The 25,487-nt window shown below is 39.8% G+C and carries 27 protein-coding genes; 16 read left to right on the plus strand and 11 right to left on the minus strand.

What is annotated here, in order from left to right; genetic code table 11:
- The first annotated feature begins 186 nt into the window (after positions 1–186).
- Complete coding sequence (locus tag EGS47_RS08965) at positions 187–963, plus strand: hypothetical protein (protein ID WP_119686935.1); 777 nt, start codon at positions 187–189, stop codon at positions 961–963.
- A 67-nt stretch (positions 964–1,030) separates the two neighbouring features.
- Here EGS47_RS08965 and bfr read toward each other — a convergent pair whose 3' ends face one another.
- The 6 genes from bfr to gmk all read right to left on the minus strand — a co-directional run bounded on the left by bfr (position 1,031) and on the right by gmk (position 6,129).
- A complete protein-coding gene (gene bfr, locus EGS47_RS08970) occupies positions 1,031–1,495 on the minus strand; it encodes a heteropolymeric bacterioferritin subunit Bfr (RefSeq protein ID WP_004995250.1) in 465 nt (154 codons plus the stop codon).
- A gap of 250 nt (positions 1,496–1,745) precedes the next feature.
- Positions 1,746–1,940, minus strand: coding sequence for a bacterioferritin-associated ferredoxin (locus EGS47_RS08975; RefSeq protein WP_010588682.1), 195 nt, complete (start codon positions 1,938–1,940; stop codon positions 1,746–1,748).
- A gap of 220 nt (positions 1,941–2,160) precedes the next feature.
- Entirely contained in the window at positions 2,161–2,544 is a 384-nt protein-coding gene (locus EGS47_RS08980) for a RidA family protein (RefSeq protein ID WP_004985108.1), read from the minus strand.
- Positions 2,545–2,655: 111 nt separating this feature from the next.
- Positions 2,656–4,767 (minus strand): RelA/SpoT family protein, encoded by a 2,112-nt coding sequence (locus EGS47_RS08985; RefSeq protein WP_004995248.1) that lies wholly within the window; start codon positions 4,765–4,767, stop codon positions 2,656–2,658.
- Positions 4,768–5,156: 389 nt separating this feature from the next.
- Positions 5,157–5,438 carry a DNA-directed RNA polymerase subunit omega gene (gene rpoZ / locus EGS47_RS08990; protein ID WP_004985115.1) on the minus strand — a complete coding sequence of 94 codons (282 nt, stop codon included), beginning with the start codon at positions 5,436–5,438 and terminating at the stop codon, positions 5,157–5,159.
- A 67-nt stretch (positions 5,439–5,505) separates the two neighbouring features.
- The gene (gene gmk, locus EGS47_RS08995; RefSeq protein ID WP_004995247.1) at positions 5,506–6,129 is read right to left on the minus strand and encodes a guanylate kinase; all 624 of its coding nucleotides are present in this window, start codon (positions 6,127–6,129) and stop codon (positions 5,506–5,508) included.
- A gap of 143 nt (positions 6,130–6,272) precedes the next feature.
- Between gmk and ispH the strand changes: the two genes are divergently transcribed.
- The 12 genes from ispH (at position 6,273) to rplS (ending at position 17,446) form a co-directional block, all read left to right on the plus strand.
- Positions 6,273–7,223, plus strand: a complete 951-nt coding sequence (ispH, locus tag EGS47_RS09000) for a 4-hydroxy-3-methylbut-2-enyl diphosphate reductase (RefSeq protein WP_125269549.1) — start codon at positions 6,273–6,275, stop codon at positions 7,221–7,223.
- A gap of 144 nt (positions 7,224–7,367) precedes the next feature.
- Positions 7,368–7,907, plus strand: coding sequence for a prepilin-type N-terminal cleavage/methylation domain-containing protein (locus tag EGS47_RS09005; protein WP_125269550.1), 540 nt, complete (start codon positions 7,368–7,370; stop codon positions 7,905–7,907).
- A 2-nt stretch (positions 7,908–7,909) separates the two neighbouring features.
- Positions 7,910–8,425: a type IV pilus modification protein PilV gene (pilV, locus tag EGS47_RS09010; protein WP_125269551.1), complete on the plus strand. Its 516-nt coding sequence runs from the start codon at positions 7,910–7,912 to the stop codon at positions 8,423–8,425.
- Positions 8,425–9,417, plus strand: coding sequence for a PilW family protein (locus EGS47_RS09015; protein ID WP_125269552.1), 993 nt, complete (start codon positions 8,425–8,427; stop codon positions 9,415–9,417). Before pilV ends, EGS47_RS09015 begins: the two co-directional genes overlap by 1 nt.
- Before the next feature lie 12 nt (positions 9,418–9,429).
- Positions 9,430–10,191, plus strand: coding sequence for a hypothetical protein (locus EGS47_RS09020; RefSeq protein ID WP_125269553.1), 762 nt, complete (start codon positions 9,430–9,432; stop codon positions 10,189–10,191).
- A 16-nt stretch (positions 10,192–10,207) separates the two neighbouring features.
- Positions 10,208–14,122 (plus strand): PilC/PilY family type IV pilus protein, encoded by a 3,915-nt coding sequence (locus tag EGS47_RS09025; protein ID WP_125269554.1) that lies wholly within the window; start codon positions 10,208–10,210, stop codon positions 14,120–14,122.
- Position 14,123: 1 nt separating this feature from the next.
- On the plus strand, positions 14,124–14,729 hold the full coding sequence (locus EGS47_RS09030; protein WP_125269555.1) for a type IV pilin protein: 606 nt from the start codon (positions 14,124–14,126) through the stop codon (positions 14,727–14,729).
- Positions 14,723–15,157: a type IV pilin protein gene (locus EGS47_RS09035; RefSeq protein WP_125269556.1), complete on the plus strand. Its 435-nt coding sequence runs from the start codon at positions 14,723–14,725 to the stop codon at positions 15,155–15,157. The genes EGS47_RS09030 and EGS47_RS09035 overlap by 7 nt, the downstream gene beginning before the upstream one ends.
- 149 nt (positions 15,158–15,306) lie before the next feature.
- A complete protein-coding gene (rpsP, locus tag EGS47_RS09040) occupies positions 15,307–15,564 on the plus strand; it encodes a 30S ribosomal protein S16 (RefSeq protein WP_004923845.1) in 258 nt (85 codons plus the stop codon).
- Between the two features lie 17 nt (positions 15,565–15,581).
- On the plus strand, positions 15,582–16,130 hold the full coding sequence (gene rimM, locus EGS47_RS09045) for a ribosome maturation factor RimM (protein ID WP_125269557.1): 549 nt from the start codon (positions 15,582–15,584) through the stop codon (positions 16,128–16,130).
- A 53-nt stretch (positions 16,131–16,183) separates the two neighbouring features.
- Positions 16,184–16,927 (plus strand): tRNA (guanosine(37)-N1)-methyltransferase TrmD, encoded by a 744-nt coding sequence (trmD, locus tag EGS47_RS09050; protein WP_125269558.1) that lies wholly within the window; start codon positions 16,184–16,186, stop codon positions 16,925–16,927.
- Between the two features lie 147 nt (positions 16,928–17,074).
- The gene (gene rplS / locus EGS47_RS09055; protein WP_004985149.1) at positions 17,075–17,446 is read left to right on the plus strand and encodes a 50S ribosomal protein L19; all 372 of its coding nucleotides are present in this window, start codon (positions 17,075–17,077) and stop codon (positions 17,444–17,446) included.
- Between the two features lie 59 nt (positions 17,447–17,505).
- Here rplS and EGS47_RS09060 read toward each other — a convergent pair whose 3' ends face one another.
- The gene (locus EGS47_RS09060) at positions 17,506–18,468 is read right to left on the minus strand and encodes an esterase/lipase family protein (protein ID WP_125269559.1); all 963 of its coding nucleotides are present in this window, start codon (positions 18,466–18,468) and stop codon (positions 17,506–17,508) included.
- A gap of 93 nt (positions 18,469–18,561) precedes the next feature.
- On the minus strand, positions 18,562–19,605 hold the full coding sequence (locus tag EGS47_RS09065) for a lipase secretion chaperone (protein ID WP_125269560.1): 1,044 nt from the start codon (positions 19,603–19,605) through the stop codon (positions 18,562–18,564).
- A 149-nt stretch (positions 19,606–19,754) separates the two neighbouring features.
- On the opposite strand from EGS47_RS09065, the gene truB reads away from it, so the two are divergent.
- The 3 genes from truB (at position 19,755) to EGS47_RS09080 (ending at position 22,035) form a co-directional block, all read left to right on the plus strand.
- Positions 19,755–20,660, plus strand: coding sequence for a tRNA pseudouridine(55) synthase TruB (gene truB, locus EGS47_RS09070; protein WP_125269877.1), 906 nt, complete (start codon positions 19,755–19,757; stop codon positions 20,658–20,660).
- Positions 20,661–20,672: 12 nt separating this feature from the next.
- Entirely contained in the window at positions 20,673–21,443 is a 771-nt protein-coding gene (locus tag EGS47_RS09075; RefSeq protein WP_005001917.1) for a sulfite exporter TauE/SafE family protein, read from the plus strand.
- A gap of 142 nt (positions 21,444–21,585) precedes the next feature.
- Entirely contained in the window at positions 21,586–22,035 is a 450-nt protein-coding gene (locus EGS47_RS09080; RefSeq protein ID WP_125269561.1) for a hemerythrin domain-containing protein, read from the plus strand.
- A gap of 67 nt (positions 22,036–22,102) precedes the next feature.
- Here EGS47_RS09080 and EGS47_RS09085 read toward each other — a convergent pair whose 3' ends face one another.
- The 3 genes from EGS47_RS09085 to serA form a co-directional block, all read right to left on the minus strand.
- Positions 22,103–22,981, minus strand: coding sequence for an EamA family transporter (locus tag EGS47_RS09085; protein WP_125269562.1), 879 nt, complete (start codon positions 22,979–22,981; stop codon positions 22,103–22,105).
- A gap of 84 nt (positions 22,982–23,065) precedes the next feature.
- A complete protein-coding gene (locus tag EGS47_RS09090) occupies positions 23,066–23,950 on the minus strand; it encodes an EamA family transporter (protein WP_125269563.1) in 885 nt (294 codons plus the stop codon).
- 90 nt (positions 23,951–24,040) lie between these two features.
- Positions 24,041–25,273, minus strand: coding sequence for a phosphoglycerate dehydrogenase (gene serA / locus EGS47_RS09095; RefSeq protein WP_004985171.1), 1,233 nt, complete (start codon positions 25,271–25,273; stop codon positions 24,041–24,043).
- Between the last annotated feature and the right edge of the window lie 214 nt (positions 25,274–25,487).

Raw genomic sequence — 25,487 nt, forward strand, 5'->3', positions numbered from 1 at the left:
GATGGATACTCAATTTTATTTAATGACTTTATAATAGAGGCGAGTGGATCGCGTTTAAAGTACAAAAATTGCAATACAGCATTACATTTTGTGCAATTCAGTGATCTTTAAGAGCATGAAATTTGAGATTCAATTCAGACATCACGATAAAACATAACAACAAGCAAATAAATCAAGGAGGTGTATATGTCAGTACGCCGTTTAACCATAGGCTTTGTGCTATTAATCCTACTGGTTGGCTGTGTCTTTTGGTTTTATAAAAATTCACAATACCAACGTGATGATGTGTATAACCGAGAAATGTTCGATGTGGTCATGGCTGAAAAAATGCAGCAGCTTTATGATCAAGCACAAAACTGGGAACAGCCTATTCATCTGGATGTCCACGATAAACGGCTATATGGTGATTATAAAATCATGTCAGAGTTTTTGCTCAATTACTGGATGCAAAATGCCGAAGCGAGAAATCTGTATTTACGTGAGCTAAAAGCCGCCAAATGGGATCAGTTTCTGGATGTAGATCGACTTGATCAGGATCGTCAGCATAATTATGTAGAAACCACACAAATGCTGGCAGATGTAAAAATGATAGAAACGAATTATTTGCAGGATAATAGCGAATCTCAACAGCATTTTTTAAATCAGGCGCGCAGTTTATCCATTCATCCTGAGATGAAAGCGGCGTTATTGGTTAAAATTAACCAAAAACAAGATCAACGAAAAGAATATGCGTTGTTTAATCTGGAACAACAGATTTATAGCAAAGCAGAGCAAATGTTTGAGTTATTAAAAAATCATCGCTGGCAGAAACAAGACGGCAAGATCTCATTTTATGACGTTGCACAGGTGAAACAATTCAATCAGCTTTATCAGGATGTTTTGCGTATAAATGCAAAAATTGAAAAAATTAAAAGTCAAAATGCACAAACATTACAGCAGGATGTAGCTTCACCTCGCCAATAAGTAAAGGCAGATCAGCTGGATCTGCCTTTACTCGGATTTTTTGAGAAAACAAATGATTAAATCAGAATTAAACCTGACTTTGGATATAGTTTTCGATACCAACATCATCAATCAAGTCAATTTGCGTTTCTGTCCAGTCCCAATATTCTTCTTCTTTTTCCAGAATTTCACGAACTAAATCACGAGAGACGTAATCCTGAGCCAATTCACAGACTTCAATGGTTTTCTTTTCGACTTCAATGTTCTCTTTGACTTTACGTACATCACACTTTAAAACTTCTGCGGTATGTTGACCAATATAAAGTTTGCCCAGATGTTGCAGATTTGGTAGACCTTCTAAAAATAAAATACGCTCAATAATTTTATCGGCATGTTTCATTTGGCGAATTGATTCTTTATATTCACTTGAACCCAGTTTTTCGATTCCCCAGTCATTACACATCCGAGAGTGTAAAAAATACTGATTAATCGCAGTGAGATGATGATAAAGCACTTGATTCAGTTGATTGATGACTTCACGATTGCCTTTCATTGCGCGGACTCCCAAAACAAATTTTGCCCCGACTAAGGTTCAAGGCCATCTTTTTCAGATCAGTTTAATCAAGATTTGAGCTTCAAGCGAGTAATTTATGGAACAGCAAATGAAAATCGCAATCAAAAACAACTAAATATAAAATATAGATAAAATAAAACCCGCTTAGAGTCACAAGCGGGGAGGAGAGTATGATCTGGGGATCATGATAATATTGTTATAATTATGTTCAAAATAAATTTATCGCCATCTAGGCTGCAACTGAAATACGCGCAGCAATTTCAGCCAATTCATCGCTAATAATCGTACGAGCTTCTGGTGCGCAACGACCACAGCACGTGCCTAAATCTAGTAAATCACGAATTTCTCGATAGCTTTCAGCACCGTTTGCAACAGCATCTTTAATATCTTGATCGGTAATACCGCGACATAAACACACGTACATCAGACTTATTCGCATTGATAAATGGGATAACTGATATTATTGATAATTATTATCGTTTGTCAATGAAATTCATTTGAAAATACGATTTTTAATATTGTCATTTTGAATAAAAAGCTAAGAAACAAATGGAAAATCCGAGCATAGCTCGGACTTCTTAATAACGTGATGTGCTCTATAGAATTAAAATGTTGAAAGCTGAAATCATTAAAAAACGCATAAGTTATTGATGAATAATTACAATTCCATCCATTTCAACCAAAGCACCTTTGGGTAAACTTGCGACACCCAACGCAGCGCGTGCAGGATAAGGCTGAGCAAAATACTCACCCATAATTTGATTGACGAGCTGAAAATGAGATAAATCAGTCATAAAAATATTAAGTTTCGCGATATCTGCTAGTGTTCCGCCTGCCGCTTCACAGACCGCTTTTAAATTATCAAATACGCGGCGAATTTGAGCCTCAATACCTTCAACAAGTTCCATACTATATGGGTCTAAACCAATTTGACCTGATAAATACAGTGTATTACCCACTAATATTGCTTGAGAATAAGTTCCAATCGCAGCAGGTGCATTTTCCGTATGGATCACTTGACGGGTCATTGATTTCTCCTAAATCTGATATTCTGACCATCATAATCCATGCGGCTGTTAGGCAAAAGACCGATTCATGAATTATCAGGAATTTATTCAGTCTTGTTTTTTCAAAAATGATTAGCTTGCCTGAGAGCTTTCCATAATAGCGGGTGGCAGTGCCAGACGAGAAATGCGAGGGAAGTTAAATTGCATACGTAGATCACGGATAATCTGTGCAATTTGTTTACGGTTATTAACCACAATATTAACATAAGTACAGTCAGTGGTTGGATATACTTGTTCAACCCCAATGTGCGATTTACGGCATAAATAAATCAATTCGGAGACTTGCTCGTCATCCATTGCCAGCTCTACGCATAAATAGGCATTAAAACTGACATCCTCCAGATCATCTGATTGCCACTGTAAAGGCATGATATTTTCTGGGTGCAAATGTTGTTCATGCAATAAATTATGACATCGAGCGCGATGCACAATCAGACCACGTCGGGACAGATGACCCTGAATTGGGTCGCCTAACACTGGATTACAGCAATGTGCATATTTAACATCAATCCCTTCAGTTCCCTGAATTAATCGATCAGATTCATGCGTTTCAGCTTGCGCTGTGTCCTGCTGTACATATAAATGATTGGCGACCAGTTGCGGTAAAAGGTCACCCACTGCAATTTGTTCAAATAATGTATCTTTATTTTCAACATGACGCCATTGCAACACATCCATCCAGTCCGATTCAGATAAATCATTGATGGATCGATTAAACAGTTTTAATGCTCGATTTAAAGCTTGTTGTCCAACCAGGCGCTGTTCTTCAATATCCTGATCCCGCAAAATATTTTGCAGGGCTCGACGCGCTTTTTGCGTATTAATAAAACTGAGCCAATCTGGATTAGGTGTGGCTAACACATCGGTAATGACATCAACCACCTGACCACTGGTCAATGGCGTAGAAAGCGGACGAATTTCACCATCGACTTTAGCACCTACCGCATGGTTGCCCAAAAAGAGACTGGCGGCATAGGCAAAATCTACCACCGTTGCACCTTGAGGCAATTCATGCAAATGTCCATGTGGGGTATAGACCCAGATTTTTTCTTGATGCAGATAATCGAGTAAATCATTGAATGTGGTTTTAGCACAAGCATCATCAATCAGGGTATTTAAATTCTGCATAGACGCCTGAATGGCTGAACGGCAGGCCTGCGGTGCATTTTCACCGAGTACCACCCCGAAACGCGCCGCTTTACGCATCAATTCCGTCTGAATCGTTAAAGAAAGCGTGGTATTTTCACCTTTTAGTTTCATCAATAAAGATTGATTACCGCCTGGCAATGGGCGACGAATATGATCTTCATAATGCAAGACTTCAAAGTTTTCACGGAGTGCTTCAACCAAACGGTCACAGTCTGCAATACTCTGTAAGATGATTTCAAAAGCATGGCTGTGCGTAAGTTCGTGCAAATCAATTTCATTTTTGACAAAGTGGCGCAGTAATTCAATATTATTATTTTTCTTTTTAATTCGACCATTGATTTGATAAGCAAGGAGTAAATCTGCTAAATGCTTTTCCCATTGGGACTGATATTCACAGCGTTTGGGTTTGCTTTCGAGTAAAGCGGTCTGAACATTATTGTACATATCCAGATCAAGATTTTGATAACACAATAGTTCAAGGTTATCCGCCATTTCATTCATGCCGACAATACGCGCCATCGGAACGAAAATATCCAGCGTTTCCTGCGCGATGCGAGCGCGTTTATCTGGACGTAAGGCATCTAGCGTGGTCATATTATGGTAGCGATCTGCTAATTTAATAATAATGACACGCGGGTCTTGCAAGGTCGCTTGTAAAATTTTACGGAAAGAAGCCGCTTTATTAAATTGCTTATCACTGGAATGGGTCAGTTTGGTTACACCATCCACCAAATCTGAAACAGTCCGTCCAAAACGCTCTGCCACATCATCTTTGGTATATTCTGTATCCTCAATGACATCGTGCAATAACGCAGCCATTAAGGTTTCTGCATCCAGACGCATATGCGCCAAAATACAACACACCGCGATAGGATGCAGCACATAAGGCTCACCACTTTTACGGGTGATTCCTGAGTGTGCCAGATCGGCAAAATCACAGGCAGCAAGCACACGCTCGACATCCTCAGCTTTTAAATAGGCATCGATAATAAGTTTGAGCTGTTGCTTGGCTTGGCTGACCTCTTCGCCTGGCATAGAGCACCTTTATTTACAGTGAATAATGAGAATCTATCTATCTCTTAATGAAATGCATATCGCAAATTTTGTCAATTCGTTCACACAAATATTCGCGGGTAAATTTCAATTGGGGAGATCGGCAGAATCAATCGAATCTTACAGTTGTATCAAATCTTTTATGTAGATGCATCATTTTTGAGAGGCGAGATGCATTTTTTTCACCAATTTTAGGATGCAAGTGTTTTATTTTTGAGCAAAAGGGATGGGTTGAATAAAAGAATAAAGAAAAAATGATGACAAATAGATGAATCTGAAAAATAAATTGTAAGGTTGAATGGCAAATCTTTTAATTTTTTTTGGGCATAAAAAAAGAGTGCAATAATGCACCCTTTTTTATATTGAAACGCTTATTGGAAAGAAAAACCTTCCAAATTTAAGCTGTTTGCAGACAACGCTAAATCAAGGCTAGACGTTTGATAGTCTTGATCGCGTTGTTTTAAAATATCTTTGGTCACGTGACCTGCTGCAATTTCACGTAATGCAACGACAGTTGGTTTGTCATTATCCCATTCTACAGTAGGTTCAATGCCCTGACGAGCAAGCTGACGCGCGCGTTTGCTTGCCACTAGTACAAGCTCAAAGCGGTTGTCTACATGGTCTAAACAATCTTCAACGGTTACGCGTGCCATATAAGTTCTCGGGTGATGAATACAACTAGACTGCAAAGTATAAAATGTATTGAGCGCAGACTCAAGTCTATTCGCTATTTGGCGTGATGAGTTGTTCGATCAACGACTGATGACGATAGACCTGTTGGGCAAGTGTCAAACGGTTCGCAGTAATAATCGACTCTAAATCATGTAAAGCTTTATTAAAGTCATCATTGATAATGACATAATCAAAATTGACATATTGTTGCATGTCTTCAACGGCGCAGCCTAAACGATGCTCAATGACTTCAACTGAATCTGTGCCGCGGTTAGATAAACGTTGACGTAAATCAAATTGGCTTGGGGGAAGAATAAAAATTTGTCGGGAATCAGGAAAAAGTCGACGAACTTGTTGTGCACCCTGCCAGTCAATTTCAAGTAAAACATCATGACCTTTTGCAAGTTGCTGTTCTACAGTGGCTTGCGAAGTCCCATAATAGTTACCAAAAACCTCAGCATATTCAATAAAACCGTTCTGTTCGACATGGCTTAGAAAAGCATCTTTTGTGGTAAAATGATAATGTACACCGTCGAGTTCGCCTGATCGCTGTCCACGGGTGGTATGTGAAACAGAGACGTGTAAATTGGTTACACGTTCCAGTAGGGCTTTGACTAAAGATGTTTTGCCCGTTCCTGAAGCAGCAGAAACGACAAACAATAAACCCGACATGATATTTTTCCTGATATGATAAAATATCTTCGCTATTGTAGTGTACCGAAGGCTTAAACTAAAGAGTTGTAGGGAAAGTTTAGGCGCTTATCTTTCTTAAAAATTTAAAATATTGTCTATTTTATTCATCTGTTGAGGATCATATGCAAATCGTATTGGCAAATCCACGAGGTTTTTGTGCTGGTGTAGACCGTGCGATTGCGATCGTCAATCGCGCTCTGGAATGTTTCAGCCCCCCGATTTATGTGCGCCACGAAGTGGTTCATAATAAATTTGTGGTGGATGACTTACGTCAGCGTGGTGCAATTTTTGTCGATGAGCTGGATCAGGTTCCAGATGATTCGATTGTGATTTTTAGCGCGCATGGCGTTTCTAAAGCGGTTCAGCTTGAAGCAGAACAACGCGGTTTAAAAGTTTTTGATGCGACCTGTCCATTGGTGACCAAAGTTCATATTGAAGTGACCAAGTATGCTCGTGAAGGAACAGAAGCGATTTTAATTGGTCATGAAGGTCATCCTGAAGTCGAAGGCACCATGGGACAATACGACAAAAAAAGTGGTGGTGATATCTATCTGGTTGAAGATGAACAGGACGTTGCTGAGCTAGCGGTGAGACATCCTGAAAAATTAGCGTTTGTGACTCAAACCACGTTGTCGATTGATGATACAGCTAAAGTCATTGATGCTTTGCGTTCACGCTTCCCTTATATACAGGGACCACGTAAAGATGATATTTGTTATGCTACGCAAAACCGTCAGGACGCAGTGCGTGATTTAGCTGCGCAGTGTGATGTTGTGCTTGTGGTCGGTTCTCCAAATTCGTCCAACTCCAATCGACTTCGTGAACTGGCAGAGCGTATGGGAAAATCGGCATATTTGGTCGATAATGCTGATCAGCTTGAACAGGCTTGGTTTAAAAAGACGGATAAAATTGGCGTTACGGCAGGCGCGTCTGCTCCTGAAATTTTAATTAAACAAGTGATCCAGCGTTTACAGGATTGGGGTGCAGACGCCCCTAAAGAGTTAGATGGGCGTGAGGAAAATATTACCTTTAGTTTGCCGAAAGAGTTAAGAATACAAGTCACACAGGCTTAATTTTAAACAAAAAGCTTTTTTGAAAACGGATGAGTGTTACTCATCCGTTTTTTTATGCCCTTAATCTTGATTGTATTGGTTCTGTAAAAAAAATGGATAATCTAAAATAATAAAGAAGGCGGTCACAATAAATAGGGGTAAACAATGCGTAGAAGTTTAGGATTTACGCTGATTGAGTTAATGGTCACTATTGCTGTGTTGGCAGTGATAGCGATGATGGCTGCACCTTCTTTTGGGAATTTGGTCGCAGAGAAAAGATTAGATAGTGATGCCCGTGACTTGGCGTTAACATTAAGTGATGCTAGAGGGCAAGCTGCGGCATTACGTAAAAATATTACGGTTAAATTCCAAAATGGTGTGAATACACCTACGTTATATTATTGGATGCCTAAAAGCCCAGATACCACATTGAATAGTGATGATGGTGAGCTTTATTTTTCAGATTTGATTTTTACACCAGTCGGTATGCCTCAATATAAAACTAAACAAATAGACAATCCTGCATGCAATGTTGTTGCTCCAGCACAGAATCCTTGTGATACGAAACCAGAGGAATATCCAAAAAAAATTACTCAAATTTTGCCTTTAAAATTTAAACTTTGTAATTCAAAGATTAAACAGAGCCGTGTGATTAGTCTTTCTTTAAATGGCACAATTCAACAAATAGAAAAAGGGACATGCTGAAAATGAATAAAAATTATCAAAATGGTGTGGGTCTCATGGAGGTTTTAGTTGCACTTTTGCTTGTGGCTATTGGTGTATTGGGATTTTCTGTTTTACAAGTTAGAGCAGTAGATGCATCTCAGGAAGCTTCTGACCGCTCTATGGCTATGAATCTTGCTCGCGATTTGGCAGAACGAATTCGGATTAATAAAACTGCTTTAGCCAAGTATAAAGAGTACCTGAATGCAAAAACGAAAGATGCAACATGTGTGGGGGCAACGACAAGCTATTTACCAAATTGTAATCCAGAAGCAATGGTGAAATTTGATGTTGGTGAAATTCTTACCAAAGCGGATGGTTTAGGACAAACGATAAAAATATATAACTGTGTAGGAAGTAATTTAAATTGTATTTATGTGGCTTGGGGACGGACAAACACGACAACAAATAATATTTATACTGATGCAAGTAAATGTATTGATTCTTCCACAGGAACTTATTTAGTGGGTTCTCAGTGCCTAGTTATGGAGGCATTTTAATGAAACCCAATTTAAATTATATCACGCAAAAAGGCTTTACCTTATTAGAGCTTATGGTTGCTTTGGCATTAGGTCTGATTATAAGTGCAGCAGCAATACAATTATTTTTAACAAGTCAACGTAGTATAACGATGCAGCAGGCTTTGTCGAATATGCAAAGTGACTCTGTATTCGGTTTAGAAGCTCTCATACGTGATATCCGATTAGCAAATTTAAATGCTGATCAGCCTTACATGGATGACTCAGTCTTACATGGTGGAATTGTATTAAATGGCAGAAATTATACGTCAAAAAGACTTGCCGCACCTAAATCAAATGAGGCGGATATTACTTTAAGTGATTCTGCTGTATCTCTTGGTGAGCAGGGACCTTCTAATTTAGATGGGGTTAAAAGTGATCAATTAATCATTCAATATAAAAATATTTTAGATAGTCAGTTTGATTGTGAAGGAAAGGGTTTAAGTAAAGGTGTTTATGTGGTCGAACGCTATTTTTTACGAACAGACACAAACCGAAATGATCCCAATCAGCCTCTGTCACTCGCATGTAAATCTTTTGTTTATAGTGATGATACGCCATCAAAAATAGATTTATCAGGAGCAGGAAATGGTCAGAAGGGTCAGATTATTATTCCGAGGGTAGATCATTTTAGTGTGATGTTACGCGTTGCCCAAGATGGTCGAAATGCAAATTGTACTGCTAATGATGCAACGCAAATAGATGGAAATATGGATTGTTTTGGTGATATTAAAATCGAAGATTATAAAAAATTGACGGCAACGAAAAAGCCACAAATTGTTGCTGTGAAGATTGGCTTGCTGATTCGTTCGACAAATACAGTCGGTGAAAACAAATTTTTCAATAAAGATACAACCTATCAAGTTTTGCAGACTAGCGGCAAATTAATCAATGATGACAAAAATAAACTCTACGTTAGAAATGTTGTAACACAGACAATTGCTTTTCGTAATGGTTTTGGTATAGCGAAATAAGAGGAGCTTCTAATGAAAAATATCAAAGTATTTAAAAAAGCTCAAACTGGTGCTGTACTCATAGTTGTATTAGTTATGCTCGTCTTGCTTACAGTAGCAGGAACTTGGGCGATTCGTAGCGGACTAATTTCACTCAATATAGCAACTAATTCTCAAGCACAATCGTTACTTATGCAAAATAGCGATTCTGTTTTTTTTACATTGGAAAATCAAACAAGTGATGCTTTAAAGTTTGCCAATATGCGTATAGGGGATGGTATGTTGGCATACGTTATGCGTCCAGAAAATAAGAATAAGGAACTGGTGTTCTGTATCCGTGGAACTGTTGCCAATAATTTTGCGGGTAGTCGATATGGCAGTATTGTGTATTGGAATGGCACGAGTATTAGTAATAGTGATATGGGGAAAAATGGTTTTTGTAAAACTAGTCGTTCATTAGATTTTTTAAGTAAACGTGCAGCAGTCATGACTCAGGTAAGTGTAAGAGCGGCGCCTAATGATAAAGACTGGGAACATATGCTTTCTGGTGACGATAAAGAAACATCTAAACGTCAAGATGTCCAAAAAGTTATTATTACAGCAACCTCATTGTTACCAAACTTGAGCAGCAGTCTGGAGTCTAAAGTTAGTAGTTGTTTAACAGATTATACGAGTTTTGTAGATACGACTTTAACGACAGCAAATAAAACGGTTACGGATTGTTTGGCAGATAATAGTGTCCCATATAGTACTCAGCAAATGGAATACACTTTACGTTATCTAAATGCATCTTAAATTGGGGGAGATCATCATGAAAACATTATTAAAAAATAAAACGGGTCAGGATGTATTGCAAGCTTTAGGTAATCAGAAATATGAAAAAATTAAAGTAAGTACCATTGCTGCAACATTAACGGCCTTGATTTGTTCTGCTACTGTACCAAGCTATGCGAGTGATATTGAAATTTATACCAAACCAAATTCCACGGTAGGTTCTGGTGTTGTTGTGATGATGCTGGATACTTCTGGGAGTATGAGTATAGATGTAGTGAAATCGGATGCTTGTGACTTGCCATCTGGAGTAACTAGTTCAAATTATATAACCGAAACAGCTCCTGGAGGTTATACAAGGCAGTATTGTCAAGTTGGTGGTACAAAAAAATATTATTATCGGAAGAGTGAGGAGCAATATTGGGATTGGGGATGGAAAACCAAAATTAATTGGTACAGTTGTAATTCGTCAGGATCAAATTGTAGTACATCTATTTCACCCCCATCTCTTGATGGTTTTACTGAAGAGGATGGTGGTTGGTTTAGTAATGATACATATTACTATAAGTTTGAAGGTGCTACGCCGTATTATGACCGTATTAGTCGCCTAAAAGACGCTTTATATACTCTCGCAACTATGCCTGTATATAATGAAACCACTAAAACAGGTATTAAAAAAGACGTTAAAATTGGGATAGGTACTTTTCCTTATGTATCTAGTAGTGAGAGTAATAAAAGAGGGTATATTCGTATTCCTGCAGCGGAATGGGGTGAGATTGGTTCTGCTCAACGTACTAAAGTAATCAATCTGATCAAAAGCAGTAATTTCAAAGGCACAGGGGGGACTCCGACGTCAGCTGCCTATGCAGAAGCAGCCGCATATCTGTTGGGAACAACGACGGGTGGGGAGGATTATAGTGGAATTAATTTGTCTAAAGCTGCTGATTCGAGTTTGGTTTCAGGCTCGAATTACGTTTCTCCTTTAGACCCGTCCGCAGATGCTGCGGAATGTAGTGGGCAAGGTATTTATTTCTTAACGGATGGTGAGCCACAGTCACCTCCTGCAACAAATACTACAACACTTATGGCTAATGCATTAAAAACTGGTAGTTATAGTTTAACAACAGGACTTCCAAATAATGGTAAATACGATAATGATAGTTATAAATCAGATTGGCAGGCAATAGGTTCGTTTTCAAAGTCTTTAAATGATGTCAATGTCATTAAAAACGCTTTAGGCGTATCTGAAGCAAAACGACAAGTTTTGACAGCAGTCGTTGGTTTTGGTTCAGTATTTGATGGTAATTATGCTGTTATGAAGCAAGATGCCCAAAATGCCTATAATTGGGGATTGTTAAAATCGAGTGGTGGAAGCTATGGGTTAGGTGGTTTTATTGCTGCCAAAGACTCTCAGCAAGTTGTTGATAGCTTAAATGCTTTTATCGGTGCAATCGGTGGATCTATACCAAGTATTAGTACTGGATCATCAACTATTCCTAAAGATGCACTTAATCCTGAAACTGTGCAAGGCTACTCATATTTTCCACAGTTTGAACCAAAAATAGCTGATGACAATAAACAGCAAATCTGGTTTGGGAATGTTAAAAAATATTATGTACTAAATAATAGTGTGTATGCCTCTCAATCTGGCGGAAGTACTAATGTTGTTTCATCTAAGGGGGTCGTTCGTGATTTAAGTGATCTATGGGCGAAATCTGGTTTTGTCTATGCTGGTAACACACCTATTTATCAGAAAGGTGGGGCTTTAAGCCGTTTAGTACTTGGGATAACAACAAACTCTAAAGGGGAAAATATCGCAGGTCGTAATCTTTTAACTGACTATAGTTATGATAGTACCCAACCTTCTGGTCAGCAAGAAGGAACTGATTTTGATTTAGTCAATATTAAATATACATACACAACGGATAATAAAACTAGAACAGATACTAAATATGCTAAACCTTTAATGGCTGTGCTTGGGTATAACATTTCAGATGCAGAAGTAACGAATGGGCTTGATTTAAGCACACGTACAGCAGATGTGCGTCAAATAGGTAGCAGTTTACATTCCCTACCTATTTTACTCACGCAAGAAGGAAAATTGGTTGCTAAAAATAAAGATGCAAGTGGAAGTACAGTTCCTGTGTTTATAGATAGTGAATCTCGGGAGGATTACATTCTTTTTGGTACGACACAGGGAATGATACATGTGGTAGATGCAGAAACTGGCAATGAAAAATTTACTTTCTTACCTAAAGAAATGCTACAAAAACAGCCAGAAACTTTAAGAAACGCTGGCGGAAATCTTACAAATGGTAAGAATGCACTTTACTATGGAATGGATGGGGAGTGGACGGCTCATACGGTATATGTTTCTAAAGATGATGGAACATTAACTGTTAAAGGAACGGTTCGAAATGTGGTAGGAAGTTCGACAAATGAAAAAGAAAATCTGAAAGGGAAGCAGTGGGTGTATGGTGGTATGCGTATGGGGGGGAGAAGTTATTATGCACTTGATCTGACTGATATGGATCATCCGAAAATAAAATTCCATATTGATCCTACAACTGGCAAAGTCTATTCAAAAGCTCATCCAGAAGGTGTTAGTTTCGATGCTATCAAAAATATGGGTCAAAGTTGGTCCAAACCTAAAATTGATTATGTAAACTGGAAAGGGCAGCGTAAACTCGTCATGTTTGTCGGTGGAGGCTATGACGCTGGTGGTACAGATGGTGATGGTTTGTTTGATGCTAATGGTGTAAGAACAGGCTATGCTGGCTATGAAAAATTTAATTATAAACAGGAAGATTCAACTTTTACCAAAAAAACTATAGGCTCGGGTGTTTATATGTTCGATGCTGATACTGGTGATTTATTGTGGAATGCCGGGGCGGATTCAAGTGCAGATTTAGTCAATACGGATTTAAAATATAGTACTGTAAGTGAAATTAAAACGGTAGATCGTAATAACGATGGGGTGGTTGATCATCTGTATTTCGGTGATTTAGCTGGTCAAGCTTTTCGAGTAGACTTTAAAAATGATGGAGCAAGTACATTTAAAGCCCAGATTAATAAAGTTTTGGATATCCATAAGACTGATGGAACAAGTTCAAGATTTTATTTGCCACCGACATTTACTGCCCATAAAAGTGGGGGAACAACAGAAGGGGGTAATATTGTAGTCGCGGCGTTTATTTCTGGTAATAAGAGCTCTCCACTTTTGGCAACAACTGACTCACCTGTAACTACTGGTCAAACTAGTTCAAGTAATCTGGAATATGATGCCATCTATGCGGTTTATGACTATGATATTTTCCCTGATGGCAGTAATTATCCTGTTGCTACGACTGATAAACCTTTAATTACAGCAAGAATAAGGGCAACAGGTACTACGCCTAGTCATACTCAATTGCGATTAATCACTGCTACGACTAACAAAAGTGGCAATACTGGTGCGTTAGTAGATAAAGCATCAGGCTGGGGTGGTTGGTATTATAAATTTGATAAAGGAATTCCAATTACAAGTGGCACTACTGTCACTGTAGGTAGTCGTAATGCGGGTGTTGTTAAAGGACTAACTCCTTTAATCGCGATGGATGGTAATTTATATGTCACAATGTATGATGCTTCGGAAGCAGGAACGGGTTCTAAATGTGGGGCAGGTGTCAAAGGTAAAAGCTTTACGAAAAGATTCTGTTTGCCAACAGGAGTATGTAAAGAAGATGCTGACTATACCTATGAATTAGGTGCTGGTATTGTTTCTTTAAATATTGGTCCATCTGACTCAGGTGGAAACACAATTATTGTGCCAAATCCAGACGAAGTATGTACGGGGGATAGCTGCTCTCCATGTGTAGGTACTGCCTGTGCAAGTAAACCTAAATTCTTAACTGCTAATGGAACCATGCGCTTTGTTCCAAATCGTTGGTATGAGCGTTATGCGAAGGTTCAGTAGTATGAAAAAAATATCAATAATGACTATACTAAGGAATAAATCTTTTCAGTATGGCTTTAGCTTGATAGAGCTTATGGTGGTGATTGCTATTGTTGCAATTTTTGCAGCAATAGCAATCCCAAGTTATCAAATGTACGTCCGAAAAGCAGATGTTGCGAGCGCTCAACAAGAGATGCAAAGAATTGCTGAGCAACTATCAAGACATAAAGCGCGCAATTTTAGCTATAAGGGTTTTGATGGAAGTTATTTATACAAGAATAATGCTGGGACGCTAAACCCGAACTTTGACTCAACTAAGCAAGAGTTAAAGATGCCAATTGATAGTAGTACATCAAAATATACACTAAAAATTATGGGGACTTCTACGGATGAGAAAGGGGATACTAATCCAAATAATGATGAAACTAAAGAAACATTACTTACAGATAAAAGTACAACAAATTTGGGGCAGTCTTGGTCAATTAAAGCCGAGAGTAACACGATTACGAATCCCTCGAATTACGATTTATTAATTACTAGTACGGGCATTCGATGTATGAATAAGAATAAAGCAAAGGTAACTTACCAGACTTGCGGGACTAAGGATGAAGGAAGTGAACAATGGTAAACAAAGGATTTACCCTAATAGAGGTCATGATCGTTGTAGTGATTATTGCAATATTAGCTGCGATAGCTTATCCCTCTTATACTCAGTATAGAGTCCGTACGAATCGAGCTGATGTTCAAAAAGAATTGTTGAGTATTGCGCAACAAATGTCTGCTTATAAAGTTGCTACAGGTACTTATGCAGGAACAAATGCAAATACTATATACGGTTCAACGGTTTATCCTCAAGGGTCAGCAGCAATTTACGATTTAACATTTGATCCAGTAACTACTACTGCATCTGAATGGGTACTTATTGCTAAACCTAAAAGTGGAACAATTCAGGCTGGAAATGGCTGGATTTGCCTCAATGATCAAGGTCAGAAATCTTGGGCGAAGGGACAAAGCTCTTGCTCGCTTTCTAATACTTCTAATTGGGATGGTCGTTAAACTCGAAATTTAAACCTGCGGATAACTTCAAAAACCATCTTTCATTCAGATTAAATATCGCGTAGAATATCGCCCTCTATGAAAGGGGTTTGAAGCGTAACCGATGGTCGGTTGCAGGGATAATCCGTAAGAATTATAAGGCTTTTATCATGGTTGTTATTCGTTTAGCGCGCGGTGGTGCAAAAAAACGTCCATTCTATCAAATTGTTGTGACTGATAGCCGCAATGCACGTGATGGTCGTTTTATCGAACGTATTGGTTTCTTTAACCCAACTGCTCAAGGTCAAGCTGAAAAACTTCGTTTAGATGCAGACCGTTTTGCTCACTGGGTTTCTCAAGGTGCTCAACCATCTGAGCGCGTTGCTTCTTTAGCTGCTCAAGCGAAGAAAGCGGCAACTGCTGCTTAATTAGTAGTAGATCATCCATGACAGCAGCACTGAATGTTCCCGAAGATCGGATTCAGATTGGACAGTTACGTTCAGCCTATGGTTTAAATGGGTGGCTCTGGGTGTATTCAAATACAGAACCCATGAGCAATATGTTTGACTATCTGCCTTGGTACATCGAGACCAAAGCAGGTTGGCAAACTATAGATGTAAAGCGCTGGAAACCGCATGGCAAAGGTCTGGTTGTCAGCTTAAAAGGTGTGAGTGATCGCACTGCGGCTGACAGTCTGGTTGGTGCCAATATCTGGATTGCTAAATCACAATTGCCAAAAGCAGATGTGGACGAGTATTACTGGTCTGATCTCAAAGGTCTTACAGTCTTGGGACTGAATGATGATGAGCAAGAAGTCAATCTCGGGCAGATTCATGAGCTTTTCGAAACAGGTGCCAATGATGTCATGGTGGTTCGTGCCACTGCGGACAGCATTGATGCTGAAGAGCGCATGATTCCGTGGCATAAAGATGTGGTACAGCGTGTTGATCTTGAAGCGGGTCGTATTTACGTCAATTGGGGCGTAGATTACTAAATTACATATCAGTGATTTAGTGCGAACGCAGTAGGAAAATAGAGGAGTCTGCGATGTTTTTTGCAGTCATTACACTGTTTCCTGAAATGTTCGACGCGATTACTGCCTATGGAATTAGTGGTCGTGCAGCCAAGCGTGACATGGTACAGGTAACTTGTATCAATCCACGTGATTTTGCACAGGGTAACTACAAACGAGTGGATGAGCGTCCATTTGGTGGTGGCCCAGGTATGGTGATGATGGCTGAGCCTTTGGCACAAGCAATTCAACATGCCAAACAGCTTGCGAGCCAAGCAGGATGTGTTCACGTCCCTGTGGTGTATATGTCGCCACAAGGTCAAACCTTAAATGAACCCGCAGTGCAACAATTCATTGAATACGATGGTTTGATTGTACTTTGTGGTCGTTATGAAGGTGTTGATGAACGTTTAATCCAGCGTTATGTTGATCAGGAATGGTCAATTGGAGATTACGTTTTGTCGGGTGGTGAACTGCCCGCAATGGTGCTTTTGGATAGTATTATTCGGCGATTGCCCGATGTAATGTCTGATGAGCAATCGCATATACAAGATTCTTTTGTGGATGGTTTACTTGACTGCCCACAATATACCAAGCCTGACCATTTTGAAGGGTTGGATGTGCCTGAGGTACTTAAATCAGGACATCACGCCAATATTGAAAAATGGCGGTTTTTGCAGCGTTATCAACGTACACTTGAACGTCGACCTGAGTTGGTTGAACAAGTGATATTGACCAAGCAGCAAAAAAAATGGCTCAACGATTTAGATGAATCATGAAGATGAAACATCTTTTATAGGCTCTTTATTTTTATACGTTCAGTATGAATGATAAAGGGAAAGTTAAACGGGTTGATATGCGCTTTAGCCTCTGTCCCCAGCGGTGTAAGAGACCTCTTCTCTCCCGCACATATTGGAGATTCCACAATGAGTGGTAAACATCCTTTAGTTCAAGCAATTGAAAATTCACAGTTAAAATCAGACATTCCTGCTTTTGCTCCAGGTGACACAGTCATCGTTCAAGTTAAAGTAAAAGAGGGTGATCGTGAGCGTCTTCAAGCATTTGAAGGTGTTGTGATTGCGAAGAAAAACCGTGGCCTAAACTCTGCGTTCACTGTTCGTAAAATTTCTAGCGGTGTTGGTGTTGAGCGTGTTTTCCAAACTCACTCACCAGTTGTTGCTAAAATTGAAGTGAAACGTCGTGGTGATGTTCGCCGTGCGAAACTTTACTATCTTCGTGAATTGTCTGGTAAAGCTGCACGTATTCGTGAAAAATTGCCAGCACGTAAACAAGGTTAATTTTAACCTCGTTTTCAAGCAAAAAAATGCGCCGATAAGGCGCATTTTTTATATGCGTTTTATAGACCTTGTAATTTAAGTCGGTTCGCATGCTGACGATAAAGCGCCACAGGGTCTGCTGAGAACACGCTGCGTAAGCCGAGTACCTGATTCACCTCATCAAAATGATTATGGAAATAGTCATCTCGAATGGTTTTGCCAAGTCGGCTACTACATTGGCTCACTAGGCCATCGTTCTTCTGACCACTAAACGCCACATAACCCATAGAGGTTAATAAAGTATCAGGATCTAAAGGATTAGTGGTTTGTGCTGCACCTGTCCATGAGTAAAACGCTATGCCATTGGCATTTGCAGGTCCATCCTGACAGGCTTTTGTGGGTAAACCCAATGGAAACTTGGCATTAAACTCTGCTGCTCCCTGAGCCGATAAGCTATGAATCGATGCTTTAAAATCACTGGGTAAATTAGAACGAAGTTGCGCGTAGCTAATAATCGGTGAAACCAAAGCATCTACAGCTGCTGCCAATGCAGTATTGAGTAATGGTAGATTCTGAATCAGATCGGCAACAGGAGAGCCAAAATTGACACCTGCTACACTGGTAACAGATGAAACCAAATCTGGTCTAACCCCAGCAACATAACGCGCAGTTGGGCCACCATGACTATGTCCAATCAGATTGACCTTGTTTTTGCCAGTGATTGCCACAACTTCTTCGACTTGTTGTAACAATTGTTCGCCACGTACTTCAGTCGACTCAAGCGGGGATACCTGCGTAGCATAGGCAGTTGCACCATTTTTGGCTAAATCGGGTAATACCTGATACCAGTAATCGAGCCCAAACTCTGCTGAACCCAAACGGTTAAATCCAAACATACCGTGTACAAAAACTAATGGATATTTGGTTTTGGCATAGTCTGAAATGACATTTTTTGTTTCTGCACTTTGTAATCCTTCCGCAGCGAAACTACTCTGGATTGCAAGACAACTGATCAGTCCTGTTATGAATATTCTTGATCGCATTTGATCTTTATCCTCTTTTTGTTTTCGTTTTATGCTGGTGATCCTCTCCAGCAAATCCCTAAAAAAATGATCCTCCTGTGATTGATTATGCTGTTACTGAGCAAATGGTAGTGTTCCACCTTGGTCATGAACAGATTCAAATGTTTGTAATCGAAGCTGTTCTTGCGGGTTGCTAAATGTTTGCTGGCGTAATTGATCAATCGCCTGTTGTTTGGCGGTATCAGACATCCCGCTATTTAAAATAGTATCGCGATTATTCAGATATTGATTCACACGACTTTTCCAGACATCGCGATTTTGATCAAGGCTTTCTAAGCGTTGAGTGGCTTCAGCCCCCACTAGATTCAAACGCATTTGTCGTAATTCACTCGCTGAACCATGACGATCTTGAATGGCTTGAGTCAAATGCCGCAATTCTTCTAATTTGGTGGTTTGTTGTAGATTTTCTTGCCAATCTTGAGGAAGTTGATCGAACAGGGCTTTTAAGCGTTTAGCTTTTTCACTTTCAGATAGATTCTTGTCATCCAATATTGCCATACGGTTTAAAGTGTATTCATGATAAGTATCCTCGCTGCCAAATAATCCTAAAATTTCATTCACAGAAAAAAATTGTTGGCGTAGATTTTTAATATTGCTGAAAATGGCACGATAATAAGCAGGATCATCTTGTTTTAAATTCGGTGGGCTAATTTCGCCAAGCTGCTGTCGATACTTTAAATAACGACTCCAGAGATCCAGAATTTGTGATAAAGCGGGTTCTTGATAATTTTGCTGTAAATACTTTCTAAAATCCTCATCAATTTGAGCAATGCTTTTTTCACCATATTGAGTAATAAAATATTCAAAACAATCTTTAGTTTGTTCATTCACGATTAAACTATTTTGTTGATCCAACTTAAGCTGGCAGTTAATTTGGGTATCTGCCTGACTTGGGCTATTCAATCTCGATGAAGCTAAATTTGATACAGGGGATGGAGCAACTAAAGTCGTCTGTGTGAGAGTATTTTGCTTTGAATTATCATGACTAGATATCGAACCATTGGCAGACTGGGGCTTAAGCCAAAATACTAAACCGATCACCAAAAGAACAATAAAACCAATGGCGATCCAAACTTTATGATTGCGAAATCCTTGCATCTAGAGATCCATCCCTATTTCATTTTTTGTTTTAGTAGATTTAAAGAATCCATGCATAAAAATATCACACTAAACATAAAATACTGTAAAAATGGATAAGCGGATTTGATAACATGGCGGCAGCATTGACTGCCTTGCACTGGACATACATGACGGCTAAATCTGAAAAAATTCCTCGTCGCCACCTCAGTGGTGTTTTTCTGTTGAATAAGCCTTTAGGGCTAAGTTCAAATGCCGCATTGCAAAAAGTTCGCTGGTTATTTCGGGCGCAAAAAGCAGGTCATACGGGAGCGCTTGATCCCTTGGCAACGGGTCTATTGCCTATTTGTCTGGGAGAGGCAACCAAGTTTTCACATTATTTATTAGACTCAACCAAACGTTATCAAACTGTAGTTAAGCTTGGACAAACCACTTCGACAGGCGATGTAGAAGGGGAGATTCTTCAGACCAGAAATATCCCTGCTTTGACCCGTGAAAGTATTGAACAAGTACTGGATCAGTTTCGTGGAGATATTCAGCAAATCCCTCCGATGTACTCTGCCTTAAAACGTGATGGACGTCCTCTGTATGAATTGGCGCGACAGGGTATTGAAATTGAACGTGCAGCCCGTCCTGTAACCATTTATGAGTTAAAACTGATTGATTTCGATGTGGAAAGTTTAACCTTGGATGTGACTTGTTCTAAAGGGACTTATATTCGGGTGTTGGGGGAGGATATTGGTGAGGCGCTCGGTTGCGGTGGTCATCTCACCCATTTGCATCGAATCCAGACGGGACATTTTCAACTCATCCCTGAATATAGCATTGAATATTTAGAACAACTGAATGAAACACAGCGCGATATGCTATTATTGCCGGTCTACGCACCCGTCGAATATTTACCGAAAGTTCAAATTCCTGAAGGCCGTCACAAATATTTTTGTAATGGTCAGGAAAGTAATATCGAACATCCACCTGCGCCTGAAGTTCTAGTATTTGATCAAGATCATTGTTTGGGTCTGGCTGAAATTACCGATAAAAAAAGATTGGTGCCGAAGCGTCTTTTAAATTTATAGGCATAGTTCCCCATGGAAATCGAAGTCATACTTAGCTTAATCTTTTTTGCGTTTTGTGCAGGTGCAATTGATGCGGCAGTGGGTGGGGGTGGCTTGATTCAGATTCCTGCTCTGATGAGTACCTTTCCGCAAATGTCACCTGCCACCGTGATTGGAACCAATAAGCTCTCTTCAGTTTTCGGCACAGCTTCTGCGGCTTATACCTTTGTGCGCAAGGTCAAATTACAGTGGAAATTACTGGCGGTGATAGCCGTATGTGCCTTGATCAGTTCTTTTCTGGGGGCAGCTTGTTTGTCCTTGATTCCTCAGTCGGTGTTACGTCCATTTGTCTTTGTGATGTTGATCGTGATTGCGGTTTACACCTTAGTCAAAAAGAATTTTGGACAAGTTCACGTTGCATTAAGTATCACGCCTAGAGTACTCATGCTTGCTGCAATTGGGAGTTTGCTGATTGGATTTTATGACGGAATTTTTGGTCCAGGGACAGGTAGTTTTTTTATTTTCTTCTTTATCCGCTTTTTGAATGTTGATTTTTTGCATGCTTCTGCATTATCAAAAATCGGAAATTTCATGACCAATATTGCTGCTCTTAGCTTTTTGGCACCGACAGGTCATGTGATTTTTCAGATTGGTCTTATGATGGCGGTTGCCAATGTGATTGGCTCTATAGTCGGTGTACGTGTTGCGCTGAAATATGGCAGTGGCTTTGTACGAATTATCTTTTTGATTTTGGTTTCGATCTTGATCTGTCGCATTGGTTATCAAATGTTTGTAACAGGATAGTCGATCAAACAACGTTCTGAAACAGATTTTGACATCAATGAACTTTTTTTCATGGATTGAAAAAGTAAACTAAAGGTAGCCAATTGGCTGCCTTTTTCTTATTTAGCCACATGATAATAGCCAGAATAGGGATGATAAATAGATGAATATTTTTGAAGCATTACGGGAAAGTCATGACAATCAGCGTGCTCTTTCTGAACAATTAATACAGACGCATGGACACACTGAACAACGCGAACAATTGTTTCAGGCCTTAAAAAATGAACTATGGGCGCATTCAGTTGCAGAAGACCGCTATCTTTATATTCCATTAATGTTTAATGATACAGGTTTGGACATTAGCCGTCATGCCTTATCAGAACATCATGAAATGGATGAGCTTGTTGAACAGCTTGAAGAAACTGATATGAGCAGTCCAAGTTGGTTGGCGATTGCTAAACAGTTAAGTGACGTGGTACATCACCATCTAAAAGAAGAAGAACATAAATTCTTCCAGCAGGCTGGTAAAATTCTGGATGACAAGCAAAAAGAAAAACTGGGTCAGCAATATTTAAAAGAATACGCCAAATATAAGAAGCATGAACTTGTCTGATATTAAATGCTCCATTCTTTAGCGTATTTTAAAGTCGAGTTACGAGTTACGAGTTACGAGTTACGAGTTACGTAGTAGAGTGATCAATGTCTTGATGCGATGCGCGTAGCGTAACTCCAATTGAGGCAAGCATAATAAAACCGAGGGCAATCCATTGTAATAACGTAATGTTTTCGTGCAATAAGATTAAACCAGCGAGTGCGGCCAAAGCAGGAGAAAGGCTTGATAATGTGCCGTAGCTGAGTTTAGTCAGTCTTTTTAGGGCAAATAAATCTAGTGCATACGGAATAGCGGTGGCGAGAATGGCAATCAACAATGCCTTTGGCCAAAACTCAGAATCCAGAAGTTGTTTAGGTTGATGAACTAAACCAATGGGCAATAACACCATCGCTGAAAGGCTAATGGCAATGGTTAAGGCATGCATCCCGATATTTTGGCGTACCACTTTATGTCCAAAGTAGATATAAAATGCCCAGCATAAACCTGCCCCAAGTGCAAACGCTGCGCCACTCATGGAAAAATTAGCCTGAGCCGCTTGTTGCCACGGGACCATCAGAGCAATCCCTAAGATGGCACAGATAACCCAGATATAATCGCGGCGTTGCTGAATCGAAATTAAGGCGAGTCCCAGTGGGCCAATAAACTCTAATCCAACCGCAATTCCTTGAGGCAGTTTGCCAAGAGACATATAAAACAACACATTCATGAGACCTAAAGCGCCACTATAACCGAGTAAGTCACGCCATTTTAGGGTGGAAAGCTTGCTTAAGATTTTCCAAGATCGAAACATGAAAAAGACTAAAACTGAAGCAAAGCAGAGCCTTAAAATGGTTACACTTAAGGGATCTAATACCGCAATCAATTGCTTGGCAAAAGATGCGCTAATTTGATAACACATCATTGACAACATCATGGCTAGGACAGCAATCAATGGAGTATTAGACATGGTGAGGGCTCAAAAGATATAAATAACTGAAACGATAAATCTTGTATGCAATAACATCTATTATAAGAAACTGAGATGAGTCTTTCATGGCGCTACATGGTCTGCACGTTTAGCGCGTTGCGTTGTCACTGTGCAACCCACTGAAGCGGTAATAATCGTTGCTAAAGCGAGCCATTGACTCCATATTAATTTTTCGCCCAAAAAGATGAAACCAGAAAATGCAGCAACCGCAGGTTCCATGCTCATCAGTGTACCAAAGCTTAGAGCAGTGAGTCGTCTCAATGCCAGCATTTCCAGTGAAAAAGGCAAGGCGCTGGCTAAGATTGCAAGTGCAATAAAATAAAAAATATCGGGGAGTTCAAAGACGTGCGCCATAGAGCCTGTTAGAAATGCAATCGGAATTAATAGCAATGCACCAATTGTCATGCCTAGAAATACCGTGTGATTGCCTGAAATACCTGAAGGCTTCTGACCTGCAATAATATACAACGCCCAACAAGCACCTGCCGCTAAAGCATAAGCTATTCCAATCAGATCCAGATGATGGTTGGCCTGATGAAATGGAAACAGTAAGAGTAAGCCTACAATGGCACAACACACCCAGATCAAATCGTATTTTTGTCTAGCATAGTAAAGAGCAATACTTAGCGGCCCAACAAACTCAAACGCCACTGCGATGCCCAAAGGCAAGCGTTGTAGTGATAAATAAAATAAGGCATTCATTCCCGCTAGCGCCAGACCATAACTGATAATTGCTTTCCAGCGAACCTTTTGCCATTCAATTTTCCATGCCTGAAAAATCACCGCTAAAATCAGCGCGCCAAAACATAGTCGCATCGCAGAAACCGTCAGAACGGGGTAACTTTGAAATAAGACTTTGGCGAGAGAACCGCTACTTTGCACACAAATCATCGCCACAAGCAGAAAAATTAAAGCTTGTAACTGCGACTTCGGACTAGATAAAGACATTTTGAACAAACGGTATATTTTTAAGCATGATAATTCATGTTGAGATAAAAAAGCCACAGACATTGCTGTGGCTTTTTAGCAAGAATTTTATTAGAACAAGATACGAACGCGAATCGTACCTTCGACTTCGCTCAACATATCCAGAGCTTCCTGAGAGGCAGATGCATCAACATCCATGACCAGATAGCCAATATCACCTTTGGTCATTAAACTTTGACCAGAAATGTTAATACCTTGATCTGCAAATAGATTATTGATTTTAGACAATACGCCTGGAATATTCTTGTGAATATGCAACAGACGATGTTTACCTTCAGTCAATGGCAATGCGATTTCTGGGAAATTCACCGCAGAAAGCGTCATACCTTTATCAGAATACGCGACAAACTTTTCAGCCACTTCAAGACCAATATTGGCCTGCGCTTCCATGGTTGAACCGCCCACATGTGGGGTGAGGATCACGTTTGGAATGTTACGTAATGGAGAAATAAATTCTTCACCATTGGCTTTAGGCTCTTTCGGAAATACATCGACCGCTGCACCTGCAAGATGACCAGATTTCAATGCATCTGCCAAGTCTTCAATCACCACACAAGTACCACGTGCCGCATTCAAGAAGATTGAACCTTCTTTCATTTTAGCAAACTGTTCTTTTTTGAAGAAGTTGCGTGTAGACGGTACATCTGGAACGTGTAAAGTCACCACATCAGCCGTTGCAAGTAATTCATCCAGTGAACCTACTTGACGTGCATTACCTAATGGGAGTTTGGTCACGGCATCAAAATAGATCACTTTCATACCAAGGCTTTCTGCCAATACAGAAAGTTGAGAACCAATCGAACCGTAACCCACAATACCTAAAGTCTTACCACGTGTTTCAAAAGAACCAACCGCAGATTTATTCCATCCACCTGCATGGGTATCTGTTGATTTCTCTGGCACACGACGCAACAATAAAATTGTTTCAGCAAGAACCAGTTCAGCAACGGAGCGCGTATTTGAATACGGGGCGTTGAAAACTGGGATACCACGTGACATCGCGGCTTTTAAATCAACCTGATTGGTTCCGATACAAAAGCAGCCAACCGCAATCAATTTATTCGCAGCTTCAAACACTTCTTCAGTGAGTTGAGTGCGCGAACGAATCCCAATAAAGTGCGCATCTTTGACGGCTTCTTTCAGAGCGTCGCCTTCCAGCGCAGTTTTATGATAATCGATGTTGGTATAACCCGCTGCATTGAGAGTATCGATGGCGTTTTGGTGAACACCTTCTAACAACAAGAAACGAATTTTATCTTTAGGTAGTGATAGATGTTGGCTCATTACGGCTCCGCTACAAAGGCCAAATTTAGTCGCGAAATTATATCACAAGTCCTGCCAGTTGTTTATGCGTTATCACGCAACGATATGGAATCATGAGCTGAATAAATTTCAATTTATTGACAATCTGATTCAAGTTGTGGTTGGCAGGTTAAAAAATGGAATACTTCTAAATAAGCTATTCAACACATTTTGTAGTGACCGTATGTTTAAGCGA

Source organism: Acinetobacter sp. FDAARGOS_515 (assembly GCF_003938865.1).
Classification (GTDB): domain Bacteria; phylum Pseudomonadota; class Gammaproteobacteria; order Pseudomonadales; family Moraxellaceae; genus Acinetobacter; species Acinetobacter ursingii.

Excerpts from the sequence above, each read along its gene's own strand:
- EGS47_RS08965 (WP_119686935.1), top strand. The coding sequence starts at position 187 with ATGTCAGTACGCCGTTTAACCATAGGCTTTGTGCTATTAATCCTACTG.
- bfr (WP_004995250.1), bottom strand. The coding sequence starts at position 1,495 with ATGAAAGGCAATCGTGAAGTCATCAATCAACTGAATCAAGTGCTTTAT.
- EGS47_RS08975 (WP_010588682.1), bottom strand. The coding sequence starts at position 1,940 with ATGTACGTGTGTTTATGTCGCGGTATTACCGATCAAGATATTAAAGAT.
- EGS47_RS08980 (WP_004985108.1), bottom strand. The coding sequence starts at position 2,544 with ATGACCCGTCAAGTGATCCATACGGAAAATGCACCTGCTGCGATTGGA.
- EGS47_RS08985 (WP_004995248.1), bottom strand. The coding sequence starts at position 4,767 with ATGCCAGGCGAAGAGGTCAGCCAAGCCAAGCAACAGCTCAAACTTATT.
- rpoZ (WP_004985115.1), bottom strand. The coding sequence starts at position 5,438 with ATGGCACGCGTAACCGTTGAAGATTGTTTAGACCATGTAGACAACCGC.
- gmk (WP_004995247.1), bottom strand. The coding sequence starts at position 6,129 with ATGTCGGGTTTATTGTTTGTCGTTTCTGCTGCTTCAGGAACGGGCAAA.
- ispH (WP_125269549.1), top strand. The coding sequence starts at position 6,273 with ATGCAAATCGTATTGGCAAATCCACGAGGTTTTTGTGCTGGTGTAGAC.
- EGS47_RS09005 (WP_125269550.1), top strand. The coding sequence starts at position 7,368 with ATGCGTAGAAGTTTAGGATTTACGCTGATTGAGTTAATGGTCACTATT.
- pilV (WP_125269551.1), top strand. The coding sequence starts at position 7,910 with ATGAATAAAAATTATCAAAATGGTGTGGGTCTCATGGAGGTTTTAGTT.
- EGS47_RS09015 (WP_125269552.1), top strand. The coding sequence starts at position 8,425 with ATGAAACCCAATTTAAATTATATCACGCAAAAAGGCTTTACCTTATTA.
- EGS47_RS09020 (WP_125269553.1), top strand. The coding sequence starts at position 9,430 with ATGAAAAATATCAAAGTATTTAAAAAAGCTCAAACTGGTGCTGTACTC.
- EGS47_RS09025 (WP_125269554.1), top strand. The coding sequence starts at position 10,208 with ATGAAAACATTATTAAAAAATAAAACGGGTCAGGATGTATTGCAAGCT.
- EGS47_RS09030 (WP_125269555.1), top strand. The coding sequence starts at position 14,124 with ATGAAAAAAATATCAATAATGACTATACTAAGGAATAAATCTTTTCAG.
- EGS47_RS09035 (WP_125269556.1), top strand. The coding sequence starts at position 14,723 with ATGGTAAACAAAGGATTTACCCTAATAGAGGTCATGATCGTTGTAGTG.
- rpsP (WP_004923845.1), top strand. The coding sequence starts at position 15,307 with ATGGTTGTTATTCGTTTAGCGCGCGGTGGTGCAAAAAAACGTCCATTC.
- rimM (WP_125269557.1), top strand. The coding sequence starts at position 15,582 with ATGACAGCAGCACTGAATGTTCCCGAAGATCGGATTCAGATTGGACAG.
- trmD (WP_125269558.1), top strand. The coding sequence starts at position 16,184 with ATGTTTTTTGCAGTCATTACACTGTTTCCTGAAATGTTCGACGCGATT.
- rplS (WP_004985149.1), top strand. The coding sequence starts at position 17,075 with ATGAGTGGTAAACATCCTTTAGTTCAAGCAATTGAAAATTCACAGTTA.
- EGS47_RS09060 (WP_125269559.1), bottom strand. The coding sequence starts at position 18,468 with ATGCGATCAAGAATATTCATAACAGGACTGATCAGTTGTCTTGCAATC.
- EGS47_RS09065 (WP_125269560.1), bottom strand. The coding sequence starts at position 19,605 with ATGCAAGGATTTCGCAATCATAAAGTTTGGATCGCCATTGGTTTTATT.
- truB (WP_125269877.1), top strand. The coding sequence starts at position 19,755 with ATGACGGCTAAATCTGAAAAAATTCCTCGTCGCCACCTCAGTGGTGTT.
- EGS47_RS09075 (WP_005001917.1), top strand. The coding sequence starts at position 20,673 with ATGGAAATCGAAGTCATACTTAGCTTAATCTTTTTTGCGTTTTGTGCA.
- EGS47_RS09080 (WP_125269561.1), top strand. The coding sequence starts at position 21,586 with ATGAATATTTTTGAAGCATTACGGGAAAGTCATGACAATCAGCGTGCT.
- EGS47_RS09085 (WP_125269562.1), bottom strand. The coding sequence starts at position 22,981 with ATGTCTAATACTCCATTGATTGCTGTCCTAGCCATGATGTTGTCAATG.
- EGS47_RS09090 (WP_125269563.1), bottom strand. The coding sequence starts at position 23,950 with ATGTCTTTATCTAGTCCGAAGTCGCAGTTACAAGCTTTAATTTTTCTG.
- serA (WP_004985171.1), bottom strand. The coding sequence starts at position 25,273 with ATGAGCCAACATCTATCACTACCTAAAGATAAAATTCGTTTCTTGTTG.